Here is a 17,847-nt window from a genome sequence, read left to right as displayed (position 1 = left end):
GCATCAGTGAATACGATTGAAGAAATTATAGAAGATCTGCGACAGGGCAGAATGGTTATCATCATGGATGATGAAGACCGTGAGAACGAGGGCGATCTGCTCATGGCGGCGCCATTTACGCGTCCCGAGGATATTAACTTCATGGCCCGCTACGGCCGCGGCCTGATTTGCCTGACCCTGACCAGCGAACGTTGCCAGCAGTTGCGATTACCGTTGATGGTCAATGAAAATAAAACCGCGCATTCGACCAATTTTACCGTGTCGATTGAAGCGGCGACGGGCGTTACAACCGGTATTTCCGCGGCCGACCGGGCGCGTACCGTGCAAGCCGCGGTCGCCCCCGATGCGAAGGCCGAGGATCTGGTGCAGCCCGGTCATATTTTCCCGCTAATGGCCAAGCCCGGCGGCGTCTTGAACCGTGCCGGGCATACCGAGGCGGGCTGTGATCTGGCGCGTCTGGCCGGCGTTGAGCCTGCTGCCGTTATCGTCGAGATTCTTAATGAAGACGGCTCGATGGCCAGACGGCCCGATCTGGAGGTTTTTGCCCAGGAACACAATCTTAAAATTGGCACTATCGCCGATTTGATCCATTATCGTATTCAGCATGAAAATACCCTCGAACGTATCAGCGAATGCGCTTTGCCGACGGAATTCGGCGATTTCAGGCTTTTCGCCTACCAGGACCGCAATGACAATAATCTGCACCTGGCGCTGGTGATGGGGCGGATTTCGGGCGATGAGCCGGTCTTGGTCCGGGTGCACGCGCGCAATCTGCTGGACGATTTGTTTGCATCCCGGCGCAGCGGCGGCAGCGTTTCGATCCGCGAAGCCATGCAAAAAATAGCCGAGGAAGGGCGAGGCGTACTGGTGATCATCAGGCAGAGCGAAGACAATAAGTCTCTGATAGAACTGATTCATCATTACCAGCTGGAGGATCATGGCATCTCCGATCCGGTTCAGGCCGTGGAGCCAATGGACTGGCGCACGACGGGGACCGGCTCGCGGATCCTGGCTGACCTCGGGGTGCGCAAATTGAAAGTGCTGGGGACTCAAAAAAGATATGTCGGTTTGTCCGGATTTGATCTGGAAGTGGCCGGGCATGTCGGTATCGATGCCAGCTAGGGTGTCGTTTCGGAAAATAATATTAGTAATTTAAGTTGAGAAGCAAAAATGTCGGCAATAAAAACTTATGAAGGAAATTTATCAGCCCAGGACGGCAGATTTTGTATCGTTGCATCCCGTTTTAACAGTTTTATCGTCGAGCAGCTGGAAGCGGGCGCTATTGATGCGCTGGTGCGCCACGGCGCTGCCAAGGCCGATATTAATCTGGTTAAAGCACCCGGTGCATTTGAACTGCCCATGGTGGTTCAGCGTGTAGCCGCCGCCAAAAAATACGATGCGATTATCGCGATAGGCGCGGTGATTCGGGGCGGCACGCCGCATTTTGAATATGTGGCCGGCGAATGCGTCAAAGGCTTGGCCAATGTCTCTTTGCAATACGATGTGCCGGTCAGTTTCGGCGTGCTGACTGTCGATACGATCGAGCAGGCGATAGAGCGCGCGGGCACGAAAGCAGGCAATAAAGGCGCGGAAGCCGCCCTGTCAGCCATCGAGATGGTCAGTCTGTTCAAGAATCTGGAAGTCTGATGAGTCAAGCGCGTACCAATGCCCGAAGAAGTGCTGTGCAGGCGTTGTATCAATGGCAGATGACCGGGCAGAATCTCAGTGAGATCGAACGGCAATTCCTGGAGGAAGAGCGGCTGAAAAATGCGCAAAAAAGCTATTTCACCGAGCTGTTTTATGGAATCCCTAAAAATCTCGTCGCCATTGATGAGGCTTTGTCAGAATTTGTCGACCGTCCGGTTGAGAAGATCGATCCGGTCGAAAGAGCCATTTTACGTATCGGCGTGTATGAATTGATGCACCGGCTGGATATGCCGTACCGGGTCGTTCTGAATGAAGGCATCAACCTCGCGAAGGATTTTGGCGCCGACGGCAGCCATAGATACATTAACGGTATTCTCGACAAGGTGGCTCAAAAACAAAGAGCGCTGGAAATCAAGGCCAAATCAGAAGGTAACAAGCCGTAGTGCCGGCTTTAGTCATTCCAGGTATCAGTCTGTCCGCGGCAGTCAACCGTCAGGCAAGGCGGAAATATCGGCTTGGCAGGGAGCGTTAAATGGCTGCGCAGTCGTCTGAATTTGCCCTGATCAAGCGGTTTTTCACGCGTCAGCCCATCAAAAACCCGAGCACGCGTTTGGGTGTTGGCGATGATTGTGCGTTGATGGCTGTTCCCGATGGTTATGAGCTGGCTATAACCACCGACACGATGGTCGAAAACGTGCATTTTTTTGCCGGAACCGACCCCGAACAACTGGGGCATAAATTGTTGGCCGTTAACTTGAGCGATCTGGCCAGCATGGGGGCCAGACCAGTCTCCGTGACCTTGGCTTTAACCTTGCCTGGTGTTGACGACGATTGGCTGGCGGCTTTTGCCAAGGGGTTTCTGGCATTGGCCGAGCGCTATTCGGTGGACTTGATCGGCGGCGATACGACATCGGGTCCTTTGACAATGACCGTTCAGGCCATGGGGCTGGTGCCGCGGGGGCAGGCGCTATTGCGTTCAACAGCCAAGCCGGGCGATTTCATTTATATGACCGGCTGCCTGGGCGATGCCGGACTGGGGTTGAAAATAAAACAAGGCTATAACTGCGCAAATCCCGGTGCGGCCTTAAAGCGATTCAATACGCCCGATCCCGCTTGTGAGGCTGGGCAAGCCTTAATCGGCACGGCCAATGCCTGCATCGACCTGTCGGACGGTCTGGCCGGGGATTTGGGGCATATCCTGGCGCAGAGCAAGGTGGGAGCCTGTTTGGATTGGGATGATCTGCCGCTGTCGGCAGACGTACTGCGCTATATAAAAGAGACGGGCGATTGGCGGATGCCTCTTTGTGCCGGGGATGATTATGAATTATGTTTTACCGTTAGCCCTGAGAAGGCAGGCCAGTTGTCCATGGATTGCAGTAAAATTGGCGTCATTGAGTCTCAGCCTGGGCTGCGGCTTAATAAATCAGGCGGCATTCAATCATTACAGGTAAAAGGTTTTGAGCATTTTTCTTAATACGCAGCTGGGCAAAAATAAATTGACACCGAGACAGATACTGAAGGATCCGGTTCTGTTTCTGGCTTTCGGTTTCGGTTCTGGATTGGCGAAAAAAGCCCCGGGAACCTTTGGTACCCTGGCGGCCGTGCCTGTTTATTGGCTGTTTGCCCAGGCCGATATCGTTGTTTATAGCGTATTGACACTGATCGTGACGATTGTCGGCATCGGCATATGCGGACAGGCTGCCAAAACACTGGGCGAGCATGATTTCGGCGGCATAGTCTGGGATGAAATCGCGGGTTACCTGATTACGATGTGGCTGGTGCCGTTGGCATGGCAAACCCTGGTGCTGGGCTTTGTCTTGTTCAGGGTGTTCGATATCCTCAAGCCATGGCCCATCCGATGGGTGGACCGGCATGTAGGCGGTGGTCTGGGCATCATGCTGGATGATGTTTTAGCGGGTGTATTTGCGGCTATCGTGTTATTGTCGGCAGTCAATTGGAATTGGATTTAGCCGGTGGCCCTCGACGGATTGACAAACTGTGTTCCGTCCATATGCGGCGAAGATGCTGTAAAATATAAAAAATAGTTTGCCAAATGGCAAAAAGTCTTTATAATACAAACATCAATCGCGGGGTGGAGCAGCTTGGTAGCTCGTCGGGCTCATAACCCGAAGGTCGTAGGTTCAAATCCTGCCCCCGCTACCACATTTTAGGAACCCCATTCATGGGGTTTTTTATTTTCTGGGCTTCGATAATCTGGAAGCCCGCCATTGATTGTTTATGGAAGAGCCTTTGGCTCTTTTTTTATGTGCGAAAGTAAGCGAGGAAAAAATGAAACAGGCTCCTGAGCATTTGGTTAATCTAATCGAGCCAATTGTTGAAGGTTTAGGTTATGAGTGTGTAGGCATTGAATATAATCCGCACCCTAAGCATGGTCTGTTAAGAATCTACATTGATAGTGAAAATGGCATTCTGTTGGATGACTGTACGCGCGTCAGTCATCAAATCAGCGGCGTCCTGGATGTCGAGGATCCCATACAAGGCAATTATCAATTGGAAATTTCTTCGCCAGGCGAGGACAGGCCATTTTTTAAATTAAGTCAGTTCGAACGGTTTATCGGTAGCACGGTATTAGTGAATTTGTTTAAACCCTTGGCTGGGCGTAGAAAAATTACCGGTCGGATTGAAAAAGTCATCGGCGATATTGTTACGCTTCAGGAAGGTGATGAGGTTTTTGAGGTGCCGTTTAGCGCAATGAGCAAAGCGCGTTTGGTGCCTGACTATTTAATTGAAAAAGGTGGGCGCAGTGGCAAATAAAGAAATTTTATTGGTAGTTGATGTTTTTTCTAATGAAAGGGATATTGAAAAAGAAATTGTTTTTCAAGCGATAGAATCGGCATTGGAAGCGGCCACTGTCAAGCGCCATGCCAATCAGATCAAAGCCCGTGTGCAGATTGACCGGAAAACCGGCGATTATGTCACATACCGGTGCTGGGAAGTTGTCGATGCCAATCCTAACATCGACGGTGATGTGGAATTTCCGGAAACACAAGTTCTTTTGGAGGTCGCCCGGCTGGATAACCCTGATGTACAGGTAGGCGATATCATTGAAGAGGAAATTGAGTCGGTCGATTTCGGGCGTATCGCCGCGCAGACGGCTAAACAGGTCATTATCCACAAGGTCAGGGAAGCCGAGCGCCGGAAAATTGTTGAAGCCTACAAGGGCCGGGTCGGCGAACTGATTACCGGGATTGTCAAACGCATTGAAAAAGGCAGCGTTTATCTGGACCTGGGCGGACATATTGAAGCTTATATTGCCAAGGAAGACATGATTCCGCGCGAGTCCGTCCGTATCGGCGACAGGATCAGAGGCTATCTGAAAGACGTGCGTTCAGAGCCGCGTGGACCTCAATTATTCGTTAGCCGGACGGCGCCTGAATTGCTGATTGCATTATTCCGGCTGGAAGTGCCTGAAGTGGGCGAGGGGTTGATTGAAGTATTGGCGGCAGCGCGTGATCCGGGTTCCAGGGCTAAAGTAGCGGTAAAAAGCAATGATCCGCGGTTGGATCCGGTCGGTGCATGCGTGGGCATGAGAGGTTCCCGGGTACAGTCGGTTTCCAATGAGTTGGCAGGCGAGCGCGTTGATATCATTCTTTGGAATCAAAGTGAGGCTCAATACGTCATTAATGCCATGTCGCCGGCTGAAATTCAGTCCATCGTCATAGATGAAGACAAGCACAGCATGGATCTGGCTGTCAGCTCGGATAATTTGTCCCAGGCCATCGGCCGCGGCGGCCAGAATGTCCGGCTGGCGACACAGTTGACCGGCTGGGAGTTGAACGTTATCGACGCTTCTAAAGCCGAGGAAAGCAGTGAGGCTGAAGCGGGTGAAATAAAGCGTTTGTTTATCGAGCAGCTGGATATCGACGAAGAGATTGCGGCCGTTCTGGTCGAGGAAGGCTTTAATACGATTGAAGAGGTAGCCTATGTTCCGGTCAGCGAAATGCTGGAAATCGAAGGCTTTGATGAAGATCTCGTTAATGAACTCAGAAGTCGGGCCAAGGATGCCTTATTGATTAGCGCCATTGCCTCGGAAGAAATACTGGAAACCGCTGAGCCAGCGCAGGACTTGCTGGAAATGGAAGGCATGAACAGGGATCTGGCCTATGAAATGGCCAGTCAGGGTATTATTACGATGGATGACTTGGCGGAACAGTCGGTGGACGACTTGATGAAGTTTTCCGGAATAGATGAAGATCGGGCGGCAAAATTAATTATGAAGGCACGTGAGCCTTGGTTTGCCGAGGAACAGGTGAGTAAGTAAGGGGTGAGTAGGAAATGAGCGAAAAAACAGTACGGCAATTGGCGGAGGTTGTAAAAATACCTCTGGAACGATTATTAGAGCAGTTGAAAGAAGCGGGATTATCCGCTAGCGCCCCTGATGATGTAATCAATGAAGATGAAAAAATGCAGTTGCTGGCGCATTTGCGCAAGCGTCATGGCAAGGGCGATGGCGCCGACGAGGGCACGCCCAAGCGCGTGACTTTAAAGCGCAGGAAAGTCAGTGAACTTAAGCAGGCCAGTGTGCCCGGTAATGCGACTAAAACAATCAGCGTTGAAGTGCGCAAAAAAAAGACTTATATCAAGCGTACCGAGATCAGCGAGTCGGAAGAGCAAAAGGAGTTGGAACAGGCCAGGCAGGCGGCTCTGGAAGAGCGGCAAAGACAGCTTGAGCGGGAAGAGGAAGAGCGTCGTAAACAGGAAGAAGAGCGCTTGAAGCAAGAAGAGCTTCTCGAAAAGGCCGGGGAACAGGTCGAAGCGGCTAAGGCGGAGGTTGAAGCGATTGAGCCTGAGCCGGAAATTCAACCTGAGGCAGCTCCCGAGCCTAAAGCTGAAGTTGAGCCTGAAGTCGAGCTCGAGGATGAATATGAGACCTTGAAAATCAAGGAAGAAAAGAAAATCAAGCACGACAAAACCAATAAATCCAAAGAGGCCGAGGAAGTCAAAAAGAAACAGGAAGAAAAGGAGCGGCGTCTTGAAGAATCCATTAAAAGAAATGCTGAAAAAGTAAGGCAGCAGGCGGCAGCGAAACAGGAAATGCTGCAGAAGAAAAAATTGCAGGAAGAAGGCGCGCGCGCGGGCGGAAAAGAATCCAGACGAGGCAAGAAAAAAGGCGGCAGACAAGCGGAGCGTGTCAGTGCGCAGCCTGAAAGCAGACATCAGTTTGAGATGCCGGTCGCGCCTATCGTGAAAGAGGTCACGATACCTGAATCGATCATCGTTTCCGACCTCGCCCAGAAAATGAGCGTGAAGGCGGCCGAAGTCATCAAGCATCTGATGAAGCTGGGTATCATGGCGACGATCAACCAAGGCATCGACCAGGAAACCGCCGCTATTCTGGTTGAGGAAATGGGCCATAAAGCGATCATGCAAAGTGAGGATGACCTCGAGCAGGAAATGTTGTCTGAAGCCAAGGCCGATGATAATCGCGAGGCACTGCCACGGGCGCCTATCGTCACAATCATGGGGCATGTCGACCATGGGAAAACATCGCTGCTGGATTATATTCGCAAGACGCGCGTGGCAGCCGGCGAGGCCGGCGGCATTACGCAGCATATCGGTGCGTATCAGGTGAAAACTGATCACGGCTCGGTGACTTTTTTAGATACTCCGGGACATGCCGCGTTCACGGCCATGCGTGCGCGGGGCGCCGATGTGACTGACGTTGTTATTGTCGTTGTCGCCGCTGATGATGGCGTGATGCCGCAGACGAAAGAAGCTGTGGAACACGCTCGGGCGGCCAATGTGCCGATTATCGTCGCGATCAATAAAATCGATAAGCCCGATGCCAATCCCGAGAAGGTCATGCAGGAGTTGTCCGCCATTAACGTCATGCCCGAAGAATGGGGTGGCGATGTGCAATTCCTGAAAATTTCGGCCAAGACCGGTGAAGGTATTGATGATTTAATCGAAGCTCTGATCCTGCAGGCGGAAATTCTGGAATTGAAAGCACCGGTCGAGGGCGCCGCATCCGGCATTGTTATTGAGTCAAGACTGGATAAAGGTCGTGGCGCCGTGGCAACAGTGCTGGTGCAAAAAGGCACGTTGGAAAAAGGCCAGATAGTCTTGTGCGGCCATGAGTTCGGCCGTGTCAGGGCCATGTTCAACGAGAACGGTAAAGCCATCAAGGAAGTGATTCCGAGCACACCGGTGGAAATCCTCGGCTTGTCCGGTACACCGAATGCCGGCGATGAATTTTTAGTGGTGCAAAGTGAACGAATCGCCAGAGAATTGGCCGAACACCGGGAAGACAGGAGCAAAACCAGTCGCCATGCCGCGCAACAGGCTTCGAAGCTCGATGAAGTGTTCTCGAAAATGACCAGCGGCGAAACCGCGAGCTTGAATCTGGTTATCAAGACCGATGTTCAGGGCAGCCTGGAAGCGTTACGCGAGTCTCTGGTCAGTCTGTCCACCGAAGAAGTCGAGGTGAAAGTCGTTTATGGCGGCGTCGGCGGTATTAATGAAGGCGATGCCAACCTGGCGCTGGCTTCGGGTGCCATTCTGATGGGCTTTAATGTCCGTGCCGATGCGACGGCTCGGAAGTTAATCGAAGAGAAAGGCATCGATCTGCATTATTACAGTGTCATTTATGATGCGATTGATGAGGTTAAAAAATCCATCAGCGGTATGCTGGCACCTGAAATCAAGGAGCAGATTGTCGGTCTTGCTGAAGTTCGGGATGTCTTCCGGTCACCTAAGTTCGGCGCTATCGCCGGCTGTATGGTCATCGACGGCTATGTCAAGAGAAATCTGCCGATACGCGTACTGCGTAATAACGTGGTTATCTATGAAGGCCAGTTGGAATCGTTGCGTCGATTTAAAGAAGACGCGACCGAAGTCAAGATGGGCATGGAATGCGGTATCGGCGTGAAAAACTACAATGATGTCAGAGTCGGCGATCAGATCGAGGTGTTTGAACGTATAGAAGTTAAACGGGAACTGTAACCCTTATGGCTAAAGAATTCGGTCGTAGTGCACGTGTTTCGTCGCAGATGCAGAAAGAGCTTTCCCTGATTCTGCAACGGGATATTAATGATTCCAGACTGGGCTTTATCACTATCAATGACGTTGAAGTCAGTAAGGATCTTGCCGTGGCAAAAGTTTACGTCACGGTTCTGAACGTCGATGAGCAGGGCAAGCGGAACAATGTCAAGTGGCTGAACGAGCTGGCGCCTGTCATCCGGCATGAGCTGGCCAAAAGGATGCGCCTAAGGCATATGTCCGAGTTGCGTTTCTATTACGACGATTCGTTTGATACCGGCATGCGCGTATCTGAGCTTTTGAGTGGTCTGGATAAGAAAGACAAGGATTAGCCGGGTATGAGTAAACGCAAATCCGGGCGTAACGTCCACGGCATTCTGTTGCTGGATAAGCGCCTGGGAGTCTCGTCAAACAAGGCTTTGCAGGAAGTGAGGCGTTTGTTTGATGCCAATAAGGCCGGGCATACCGGCAGTCTGGATCCGTTGGCGACCGGTCTGTTGCCGTTGTGTTTCGGCGAGGCGACCAAGGTTTCGGCGCTAATGCTCGATGACGACAAGCGCTACCAGGTGCTGGTTCAGCTCGGGGTGATGACGGATACAGGCGATGCCGAGGGTAAAATTCTAAAGGTCCGTCCGGTGCCAGATTTGAGCATTGATGAGATCGTCGCCTGTCTGAAAAAATTTACCGGCGAGATCGACCAAGTGCCGCCGATGTATTCGGCCTTAAAGCATCATGGCAAAAAACTTTACGAGTTGGCTCGCGCCGGTGAAACAGTCGAGCGAAAAGCCCGGCGCATCACGATATACGATCTGCAATTGCTGGATTTTTCCAAGGACCGGCTGACGCTGGATGTGCGCTGTTCAAAAGGGACTTATATCCGATCGCTGGCGGAGGATATCGGGCATGAGCTCGGCTGCGGCGGAACGGTAAAACAGTTGCGCCGGCTGGCAGCCGGTCAATTCAGCATCGACCATGCCAAAACCTTTGAGCAGCTGGCTGAAATGGATGAGCAGGCGCTGCGTCAATGTCTGATTAATGTTGATAAACCCTTAGAATCCCTTCCCGCCGTACAGCTGTCAGAGAGCGAGGCAACCCGCATAAAATACGGGCAGGCACTTAGCGTCGAAAAGCCTTTGCAAGGTATGGTACGCATGTATCATGCCAATGTTTTTTTGGGCTTGGGAGAAATGCTATTGGATGATAAACTAGCGCCGAAAAAATTGTTCAATCTGGACAACGAGCCTGCGTGATGAAGAGTCCTCAGGCTGAAAATTACAACTGCTTCTACCCCCTATCGTGGAAACAGTGTATTCGATAGTCGTCATAGACGGCTTTACTTTTAATTTTTTAATCTTAATAGGGATTATAAATGCCATTCACTGCAGAACAGAAAAAAGCAGTCATAGAAGCCTATAGACTGTCAGATACCGATACCGGCTCACCCGAAGTACAAATTGCTTTATTGACTGCCCACATTACCCATTTAACGCCCCATTTTGCAACACACAAAAAAGACAACCATTCACGTCGCGGTTTGTTGCGCATGGTTAACCAGCGTCGCAAGTTGCTGGATTATTTAAAAAATAAAGACGGTAATCGTTATCGTTCATTAATTGAGCGTCTAGGCTTACGCAAATAAAAAGCACAAATGAAACGGCACGTATTCGTGCCGTTTCTGCTTTAGCTAGTCATGGATTGAATAAACCTTCAAATAACCTTTACACAAAGGAACCTTATAGTGAATCCTATTAGGAAAGAATTTCAGTACGGCGATCGGCTCGTTACATTAGAAACCGGTGAAATAGCCCGTCAAGCAGACGGCGCTGTTATGATCGATGTTGATGGCACCTCACTGCTGGTCACAGTCGTTGGTAAAAAAGAAGCTAATGGCGGCGATTTTTTTCCATTGACTGTTAATTATCAGGAAAAAACTTACGCTGCAGGTAAAATCCCCGGCGGTTTTTTCAAAAGAGAAGGACGCCCCAGCGAAAAAGAGACATTAACGTCTCGTTTAATTGACAGACCTATCCGTCCTCTTTTTCCGGAGGGTTACACGAACGAAGTTCAGATTATCGCTACCGTCGTGTCATTGAATCCGGATGTTGATCCCGACATTCCTGCGCTGTTGGGCACTTCTGCCGCGTTGGCGGTTTCAGGACTGCCTTTTAATGGCCCGGTAGGCGCGGCTTGCGTCGGTTACAAAGACGGCGCCTATTTATTAAACCCGTCGCCGACAGCATTGCAGGACTCTCAGCTGGAATTGGTCGTTGCCGGTACTGCGCATGCCGTTTTAATGGTTGAATCGGAAGCGCACGGTTTGTCCGAAGAGGTCATGCTGGGAGCAGTTTTGTTCGGCCACGAGCAAATGCAGACCGCCATTAATGCCATTAATGAATTCGCTCAACAGGCCGGTACCGGAACGGTTGAGTGGGTGGCACCCGAAATGGATGCCGAACTGGAAAAACTGGTAACTGCGGAAGTTGAGGCAGGCATTAAAGCGGCTTATCAAGTGCCTGAAAAACTGGTCAGACAAGAGCAGTTGAAAGCGATCAGAAATGCAGTTGTTGAAAAACTGACAGCCGATGAACAATATGCGGAACAGGATATTCGCACCATTATCGAGCATCTGGAAAAGAAGATAGTTCGCAGTTCCATTCTGAATGAAGGTAAACGCATCGACGGTCGTGATCTGGATTCAATCAGGCCCATTACGATCAGAACCGGCGTATTGCCCAGAACTCACGGTTCCGCCCTGTTTACCCGCGGTGAAACGCAGGCACTGGTAGTCGCGACGCTTGGTACGCAACGCGATGCGCAAATTATCGATGCGTTGTCCGGCGAATACAAAGAACCTTTCATGTTGCATTACAACTTCCCTCCGTTCAGCGTCGGCGAAACCGGTTTTGTCGGCTCGCCAAAGCGTCGTGAAATCGGTCATGGCCGCTTAGCGAAGCGCGGCGTTCAGGCGGTTTTGCCTAATATGGATGAATTTCCGTATGTGATTCGCGTTGTGTCTGAAATCACCGAGTCGAACGGTTCGAGTTCCATGGCTTCCGTGTGCGGCAGCAGTCTGGCGCTGATGGATGCGGGCGTGCCTATTTCATCACCGGTAGCCGGCATTGCCATGGGTCTGATCAAGGAAGGCGACAGCTTTGCGGTATTGTCGGACATCATGGGCGATGAAGATCATCTGGGCGATATGGATTTTAAAGTGGCCGGTTCCGAACAGGGTATCACGGCGCTGCAAATGGATATCAAGATCGACGGCATCACCGCCGAAATCATGAAGACAGCGCTGGAGCAGGCAAAACGTGGCCGTCTGCATATCCTGGGCGAAATGAACAAGGCATTGTCCACAACGCGCGAGCACATGTCTGATTATGCGCCGCGCATCATTACCTTCAAAATCGATCCGAGCAAGATCCGTGAGGTGATTGGTAAAGGCGGCGCGACTATTCGCGGCATTACCGAGCAAACCGGTGCCAGCATTGATTTGACCGATGACGGTCTGGTTAAAATTGCCTCTGTCGATAAGGCGGCCGGCGAGGAAGCGCGTCATCTGATCGAGGAAATCACGGCCGAAGTGGAAGTAGGTAAGGTCTATGAGGGTAAAGTTGTCCGGTTAATGGACTTCGGCGCATTCGTCACGATTCTTCCCGGTAAGGACGGCCTGGTGCACATTTCGCAAATTTCCGATGAACATGTCGACAAAGTCAGCGACAAGTTGTCTGAAGGCGAAGTAGTCAGAGTGAAAGTGCTCGAAATTGACCGTCAAGGCAGAGTCAGGCTGAGTATGAAAGAAGCGGAAAAAGAATAATAACGCTGTTAAGAGAGAAAGGGCCGTTAAGGCCCTTTTTTGTGAGCATGAAGTTAACAGAAATATTCGATCAAGATTGCCGGCAGTGCAAAAGGCTGGATGAATTTCTACAGGAAGTCAAACAGAACCATCCGGATTATCACGCCCGCCCGGTGGCCCCTTTTGGCGATCCTCATGCCCGGTTGCTGGTTGTCGGTCTGGCACCCGGCATGCATGGCGCCAATGCCACCGGCCGGCCGTTTACGGGCGATTATGCGGGGTTACTGCTGTACGAGGCGCTGTATGAATTCGGTTACAGCAACCAACCGACATCCACATCATTAACCGACGGTTTGGTACTCAAGAATTGCCGCATCACCAATGCGGTAAAATGCCTGCCGCCCCAAAACAAGCCGACAGGCAGTGAAATCGCCTTATGCAACAGCTTTCTGGCGGCCGAGTTAACGGCATTGCCGCCAGGCGCAGTCATACTGGCATTGGGAACTATTGCGCACCAGGCAGTATTAAAAGCCTTTGGATTGAAACTGGGCAGCGCTAAATTTGGTCATAATCAATTGCACGATTTGCCAAATGGCCGGCGGCTGATCGATTCATACCATACCAGTCGCTATAACGTGCAGACCAACAGGCTGACAAAAGATATGTTTGCCGATGTTTTTCGTACTATTGGGACCGTATTGGATCAAGTGTGAATGCCGATATTTCAGAAAATGCTTTTGATGTAAAAGCATTTTTAAAAAACCTGACCACCCGCCCGGGCATTTATAGAATGCTCAATGAAAAAGGCGAGATAATTTATATCGGGAAGGCTAAAAATCTGAAAAACCGCGTTTCCAGTTACTTCAAGCCGCAAACGGCCTCGCCTAAGCAACAGGCCATGGTCGCCAAAGTGACCGGCATCGAAGTGACCGTCACGCATACCGAAGGTGAGGCTTTACTGCTGGAATGCCAGCAAATCAAGCGTTATAAGCCCCGTTATAATATCTGTCTGAGGGACGACAAATCCTATCCTTATATTTTCCTTTCCAGTGAACAGGATTTCCCGCGCGTCACCCTGCATCGCGGCGCAAAGAACAAGCGCGGCCGCTATTTCGGCCCTTATCCCAGCGCCGGCGCCGTCAGGGAAACGCTGAAGCTGCTGCAAAAGATATTCCCGGTCCGGCAGTGTGAGGATTCCGTTTATAACAACCGCACCCGGCCTTGCCTGCAGTATCAGATTGAACGCTGCACCGGTCCGTGCGTGGGGCTGATTGATAAAGCCGGCTATGCCCAGGACGTGGACAGCACGATCCTGTTTCTGGAAGGCAAGGGCAGTCTGCTGATCGACCAGTTGGTTGTTAAGATGGAGAAAGCAGCGGCTGATCTTGATTATGAGCAGGCTGCCATTTACAGAGATCAGATCTTGAAATTGCGTTCCGTGCTGGAAAAGAACTTCGTTCATGGCGAGCGCGGCGATGTGGATATTATCGCCTGTGCCGCTAAGGCTGGCGTGGCCAGCATTCAGGTCTTCTTTATCCGAAACGGGCAGCATCTTGGCAACAAGCTGTATTTCCCTAAAATGACTGATGAGCATGATCCGGCCAATATTCTGCAGGCATTTATTCCGCAATATTATCTGGACAGACAAGCGCCTCATGAATTAATCGTCAGTCATGAGCTGGAGGAAACCGAACTGCTGGCGGAAGTCCTGGCCAATCAGGCCAAACACGCCGTTAATATTTCTCCCAGAGTCAGAGGAGAGCGATTAAAATGGCTGCAAATGGCCTGCACGAATGCGGAAAACGCTCTACTGAGCAAATTATCGGACAAACAGGGGCTCTATGCCCGGTTTCTCAGTCTGCAGGAAGAACTGGGTTGCAAGGAACTGCCCAAACGCCTGGAATGCTTTGATATCAGTCATACCCAGGGCGATCAGACGGTTGCATCCTGCGTTGTTTTTGATAGGGAAGGTCCGGTAAAATCAGCTTATCGTCGCTTTAATATTGAGGGAATAACCGGAGGCGATGATTATGCGGCGATTCATCAGGCCGTGTTCAGGCGTTTTAAGCGCCTTAAGCAGGGCGAGCATGCCGCGCCCGACATATTATTGATCGACGGCGGTAAAGGTCAGGTTCATGCCGCCCAAAAGGCATTAGCGGAATTGGACATAAACAATGTTATGATAGTGGGCGTTTCGAAAGGGCCGGACAGAAAGCCCGGCATGGAAAAGCTGATTCTGGTGGAGCAGGATCAACCCATTGATGTAACGCCGGGGGCCAGCGGTTTATTGCTGATTCAGCATATCCGCGATGAAGCGCACCGGTTTGCGATAACAGGGCACAGGCAGCGGCGCGGTAAGACGAAAAAACAATCGGTATTGGAAACCATTCCGGGGCTGGGGCCAAAGCGGCGGCAGATTTTATTGAAACAGTTTGGGGGGTTGCAAGGTATTTCACGGGCTGGCGTGGATGCTCTTTGCAGTGTAGACGGTATAAGCCGACAAATAGCGCAACGAATTTACGAACAATTCCATCATCAAGATGACACTTGAATTTAATTTACCCACAATGTTAACGCTGTTAAGGATTGTATTAATTCCTTTATTAACAGTGATTTTTTATTTGCCCTGGCAATATTCCAATCTAGCCTGTACCTTGATTTTTATTATCGCGGCCGTTACCGATTGGCTGGATGGTTACTTGGCCAGAAAAATGGAGCAGGAAACGCCGTTTGGTGCATTTTTGGATCCGGTGGCCGATAAATTGATGGTGGCCATCGTCCTGGTGCTGATTGTTCAGCAACAGCCAAATCCTTATATGGCTGTTGCCGCTGCTGTTATTATCGGTCGGGAAATAACCATCGCTTCACTGAGAGAATGGATGGCGGAAATCGGCAAGCGCGCAAAAGTCAAGGTTTCTCAATTGGGTAAGTGGAAAACGACTGCGCAAATGCTGGCCATTACGCTGTTGTTGTATCGCGAGGACCTGGCCGGCATCCCGGTTAACGTCGTGGGGTATGTCCTTTTGTATATTGCCGCCTTATTAACATTATGGTCTATGGTCAATTACCTCAGGGCGGCGTTGACAGCGATCACGGAACAATAACCACCAGCCGATCCGGGTAAGTTTCCGGGATTTTATTAACATATGAGATACAGCACATTGAATTGGCTGTGAAAGAAGAAAATGGATAAGGAAAAAGAAAACATACAGATAAAATCTGAAACACAGGATGAGATATTACTAGCGGCTTTAAAATTATTTGCCGAAAAAGGTTATTTCAACACCTCGTTAGCGGATATCAAAGATGCGGCGGGCATAAAAACCACGAGTGGCATTTATCAGCATTTTAAAAACAAACAGATGATAGCCTCGGCGTTATATGCCAACATTTTCGATAGCTTGAACATATCCATCGACGATATCCGGCGCAGAAATAAAAAAGCATCGGAGCAATTACGTGAAATTGTCGATTTGTTATTCAGGCTGACCAGTGAGGCGCCCGATGTCATGCGATTTTTACTGATTTTGAAAATCCATGAGTTTTTGCCGGAAGAAAAGCCCTTGCTGGAAACGGCGCCTTTCGTAAAAATTATCAAAATCATTCAGGCCGGCATGAAGGCCGGAGAAATACGCACTATGGACCCGGTTCTCGGATACGCGTATTTTTTCGGCATCATCAATCAGACCTTGTGTCTGCTGTTGACCGGCGCTCTGGATAAGAAAGCCGAGGTCTATCAATCGCAGGCCTGGCTCGCGGCATGGAACGCAATCGTCAAAAGGTAATCCAATTTATTATTTTTTAACATAAAAATATGGGTGATATTGTTCAGTTTAAACGACCGAAAATATCGGAACGGCATAAAGGCAATACTTTATGCCGCAGCGGCTTTCATAAATGGGAAGTACTCAAGGAAAAACAGTTCGATGTCAAGCAGGGGAAGCTGATTACTGTTTATCAATGCGGGCGGTGCGCAAAAATCAAATCCAAAGCTCTTTAAGGACTCCGGTAAACGGCCCACCATGTTCAAGCCTTTTCTCCGACAATACGAATATATAGTGCCAGATCATCCGGCGACGGATAATGGCATACTGGAAAAGCATTACCGTGAACTCGTCGTCAAACGCCATATCCAGAATGATGCCGCTCAGGTGGAAGTGCTGGGGCATCTGCAGCAACTGCTGGATGTGATTTCTGAAAAAGCCGATTACGATAGCAAACTGGCATTAGGCAAACTACTCTCGGCCAGACCCGAAAAGAGTAAAAGTCTTTATATATTCGGTGATGTCGGCCGGGGTAAATCCATGCTGATGGATTTCTTTTTTCAGGCCTGTCCGATCAAGCAGAAACGGCGTGTGCATTTTCACGTTTTCATGCTGGAAATCCATGCCTTTATTCATCAATGGCGAAAATCCCGCAAAGGCGACCCGATTCCCGCGTTGGCGAAGCATATTCGAAAATCCACCCTGTTGTTATGTTTCGATGAGTTTAATGTCAGCGATATTGCCGACGCCATGATATTGGCGCGTTTGTTCAAACAGTTGTTTGAAAAGGGCATTATTATGGTCGCCACCTCTAACTATCATCCCGATGCGCTTTATCAAGACGGTTTGCAGCGGGAATTGTTTCTGCCGTTTATCGCGCTACTGAAACAATCCGCTGAAATTCTGGAACTGGTGGCCAAGGAAGATTACCGGTTGATTCATCTTAAGGCATTGTCGACGACTTTCCATGCGCCGCTTGACGAGTGGGGTAAAGCGTTCCTGCGCCAAAGCTACAATGACCTTACCAATAGCGGCGCGACGGAATCAGTGGTTCTGCAAGTGCAGGGCCGGCACGTTCATTTTGCGGCGGCGCATGGCGATATCCTGTTTACTTCATTTAATGAACTTTGCGGCAGGGCTCTGGGAGCGGCCGATTATCTGGTTATTGCCCGGGAATTCAATACGTTGCTGGTCGCGGATATCCCCAAATTTTCCTTTGAAAACAGGGACGAAGCGCAACGATTTGTCACTTTGATTGATGTCCTTTATGAGCATAACGTAAAACTGATTTGTACGGCCGAGGCGCCCGCCGATCAGCTTTATACGGATAAAAGGCCTTTTGAATTCAAGCGAACACAATCAAGACTGATCGAAATGCAGTCAGAAAAGTATCTGGGCAAAAAGCATGCGCCTGCTTAAGGATTCGGCTAGAGCGTTTATTTATTAGCCGGAAACATTACCTTCAGACATGCGTCGCCATGAAAAACAAGCCATTCACTGACCGACAGGGCGCCAGAGGTTTTCATAAATCCGGTAGGGTACGCATCGCGTACCTTTTGGGATGACTTTCACCGGAACCGCTGGAAAAGGTACGCAATGCGTACGAGACTGTGAAAGAATTCAGAAACGAGTATGGCTCTA

Annotated in this window: 17 protein-coding genes and 1 tRNA gene; all 18 read left to right on the top strand. The window is 50.2% G+C overall.

Annotated elements, in window-relative coordinates; all coding sequences use genetic code 11:
• The first annotated feature begins 6 nt into the window (after window positions 1–6).
• The 18 genes from ribBA to zapE all read left to right on the top strand — a co-directional run bounded on the left by ribBA (window position 7) and on the right by zapE (window position 17,625).
• The gene (gene ribBA, locus METMA_RS0104675) at window positions 7–1,122 is read left to right on the top strand and encodes a bifunctional 3,4-dihydroxy-2-butanone-4-phosphate synthase/GTP cyclohydrolase II (protein ID WP_020157910.1); all 1,116 of its coding nucleotides are present in this window, start codon (window positions 7–9) and stop codon (window positions 1,120–1,122) included.
• A gap of 48 nt (window positions 1,123–1,170) precedes the next feature.
• The gene (ribH, locus tag METMA_RS0104670) at window positions 1,171–1,647 is read left to right on the top strand and encodes a 6,7-dimethyl-8-ribityllumazine synthase (protein WP_020157909.1); all 477 of its coding nucleotides are present in this window, start codon (window positions 1,171–1,173) and stop codon (window positions 1,645–1,647) included.
• The gene (nusB, locus tag METMA_RS0104665) at window positions 1,647–2,090 is read left to right on the top strand and encodes a transcription antitermination factor NusB (protein ID WP_020157908.1); all 444 of its coding nucleotides are present in this window, start codon (window positions 1,647–1,649) and stop codon (window positions 2,088–2,090) included. Before ribH ends, nusB begins: the two co-directional genes overlap by 1 nt.
• Window positions 2,091–2,179: 89 nt before the next feature.
• Window positions 2,180–3,121 (top strand): thiamine-phosphate kinase, encoded by a 942-nt coding sequence (gene thiL / locus METMA_RS0104660; protein ID WP_020157907.1) that lies wholly within the window; start codon window positions 2,180–2,182, stop codon window positions 3,119–3,121.
• Window positions 3,105–3,617, top strand: coding sequence for a phosphatidylglycerophosphatase A family protein (locus tag METMA_RS0104655; protein ID WP_020157906.1), 513 nt, complete (start codon window positions 3,105–3,107; stop codon window positions 3,615–3,617). The genes thiL and METMA_RS0104655 overlap by 17 nt, the downstream gene beginning before the upstream one ends.
• Window positions 3,618–3,733: 116 nt before the next feature.
• Window positions 3,734–3,810, top strand: a tRNA-Met gene (locus METMA_RS0104650).
• Between the two features lie 126 nt (window positions 3,811–3,936).
• Window positions 3,937–4,422: a ribosome maturation factor RimP gene (gene rimP / locus METMA_RS0104645; RefSeq protein WP_027147039.1), complete on the top strand. Its 486-nt coding sequence runs from the start codon at window positions 3,937–3,939 to the stop codon at window positions 4,420–4,422.
• Entirely contained in the window at window positions 4,412–5,929 is a 1,518-nt protein-coding gene (gene nusA / locus METMA_RS0104640) for a transcription termination factor NusA (RefSeq protein WP_020157904.1), read from the top strand. The genes rimP and nusA overlap by 11 nt, the downstream gene beginning before the upstream one ends.
• A gap of 14 nt (window positions 5,930–5,943) precedes the next feature.
• Window positions 5,944–8,610, top strand: coding sequence for a translation initiation factor IF-2 (gene infB, locus METMA_RS0104635; protein ID WP_020157903.1), 2,667 nt, complete (start codon window positions 5,944–5,946; stop codon window positions 8,608–8,610).
• 5 nt (window positions 8,611–8,615) lie between these two features.
• Window positions 8,616–8,978, top strand: a complete 363-nt coding sequence (rbfA, locus tag METMA_RS0104630) for a 30S ribosome-binding factor RbfA (RefSeq protein ID WP_027147038.1) — start codon at window positions 8,616–8,618, stop codon at window positions 8,976–8,978.
• Between the two features lie 6 nt (window positions 8,979–8,984).
• Window positions 8,985–9,896 (top strand): tRNA pseudouridine(55) synthase TruB, encoded by a 912-nt coding sequence (gene truB / locus METMA_RS0104625; RefSeq protein WP_020157901.1) that lies wholly within the window; start codon window positions 8,985–8,987, stop codon window positions 9,894–9,896.
• 119 nt (window positions 9,897–10,015) lie between these two features.
• The gene (gene rpsO, locus METMA_RS0104620) at window positions 10,016–10,285 is read left to right on the top strand and encodes a 30S ribosomal protein S15 (protein ID WP_020157900.1); all 270 of its coding nucleotides are present in this window, start codon (window positions 10,016–10,018) and stop codon (window positions 10,283–10,285) included.
• A 99-nt stretch (window positions 10,286–10,384) separates the two neighbouring features.
• A complete protein-coding gene (gene pnp / locus METMA_RS0104615; protein WP_027147037.1) occupies window positions 10,385–12,463 on the top strand; it encodes a polyribonucleotide nucleotidyltransferase in 2,079 nt (692 codons plus the stop codon).
• Window positions 12,464–12,510: 47 nt separating this feature from the next.
• Window positions 12,511–13,155 (top strand): uracil-DNA glycosylase, encoded by a 645-nt coding sequence (locus METMA_RS0104610; protein ID WP_020157898.1) that lies wholly within the window; start codon window positions 12,511–12,513, stop codon window positions 13,153–13,155.
• Window positions 13,152–14,993, top strand: a complete 1,842-nt coding sequence (uvrC, locus tag METMA_RS0104605; RefSeq protein WP_020157897.1) for an excinuclease ABC subunit UvrC — start codon at window positions 13,152–13,154, stop codon at window positions 14,991–14,993. Before METMA_RS0104610 ends, uvrC begins: the two co-directional genes overlap by 4 nt.
• Window positions 14,983–15,546 (top strand): CDP-diacylglycerol--glycerol-3-phosphate 3-phosphatidyltransferase, encoded by a 564-nt coding sequence (pgsA, locus tag METMA_RS0104600; RefSeq protein WP_027147036.1) that lies wholly within the window; start codon window positions 14,983–14,985, stop codon window positions 15,544–15,546. The genes uvrC and pgsA overlap by 11 nt, the downstream gene beginning before the upstream one ends.
• An 81-nt stretch (window positions 15,547–15,627) precedes the next feature.
• Entirely contained in the window at window positions 15,628–16,227 is a 600-nt protein-coding gene (locus tag METMA_RS0104595) for a TetR/AcrR family transcriptional regulator (RefSeq protein ID WP_020157895.1), read from the top strand.
• 273 nt (window positions 16,228–16,500) lie between these two features.
• Entirely contained in the window at window positions 16,501–17,625 is a 1,125-nt protein-coding gene (zapE, locus tag METMA_RS0104585; protein WP_232216322.1) for a cell division protein ZapE, read from the top strand.
• Window positions 17,626–17,847 lie beyond the last annotated feature (222 nt).

The sequence above is a fragment of the Methylobacter marinus A45 genome (assembly GCF_000383855.1).
Classification (GTDB): Bacteria; Pseudomonadota; Gammaproteobacteria; order Methylococcales; family Methylomonadaceae; genus Methylobacter; species Methylobacter marinus.
This window is presented reverse-complemented; position numbering and strand designations above follow the sequence as displayed.

Excerpts from the sequence above, each read along its gene's own strand:
- rimP (WP_027147039.1), top strand. The coding sequence starts at position 3,937 with ATGAAACAGGCTCCTGAGCATTTGGTTAATCTAATCGAGCCAATTGTT.
- METMA_RS0104610 (WP_020157898.1), top strand. The coding sequence starts at position 12,511 with ATGAAGTTAACAGAAATATTCGATCAAGATTGCCGGCAGTGCAAAAGG.
- thiL (WP_020157907.1), top strand. The coding sequence starts at position 2,180 with ATGGCTGCGCAGTCGTCTGAATTTGCCCTGATCAAGCGGTTTTTCACG.
- rpsO (WP_020157900.1), top strand. The coding sequence starts at position 10,016 with ATGCCATTCACTGCAGAACAGAAAAAAGCAGTCATAGAAGCCTATAGA.
- METMA_RS0104595 (WP_020157895.1), top strand. The coding sequence starts at position 15,628 with ATGGATAAGGAAAAAGAAAACATACAGATAAAATCTGAAACACAGGAT.
- infB (WP_020157903.1), top strand. The coding sequence starts at position 5,944 with ATGAGCGAAAAAACAGTACGGCAATTGGCGGAGGTTGTAAAAATACCT.
- ribH (WP_020157909.1), top strand. The coding sequence starts at position 1,171 with ATGTCGGCAATAAAAACTTATGAAGGAAATTTATCAGCCCAGGACGGC.
- pgsA (WP_027147036.1), top strand. The coding sequence starts at position 14,983 with ATGACACTTGAATTTAATTTACCCACAATGTTAACGCTGTTAAGGATT.
- truB (WP_020157901.1), top strand. The coding sequence starts at position 8,985 with ATGAGTAAACGCAAATCCGGGCGTAACGTCCACGGCATTCTGTTGCTG.
- nusB (WP_020157908.1), top strand. The coding sequence starts at position 1,647 with ATGAGTCAAGCGCGTACCAATGCCCGAAGAAGTGCTGTGCAGGCGTTG.
- rbfA (WP_027147038.1), top strand. The coding sequence starts at position 8,616 with ATGGCTAAAGAATTCGGTCGTAGTGCACGTGTTTCGTCGCAGATGCAG.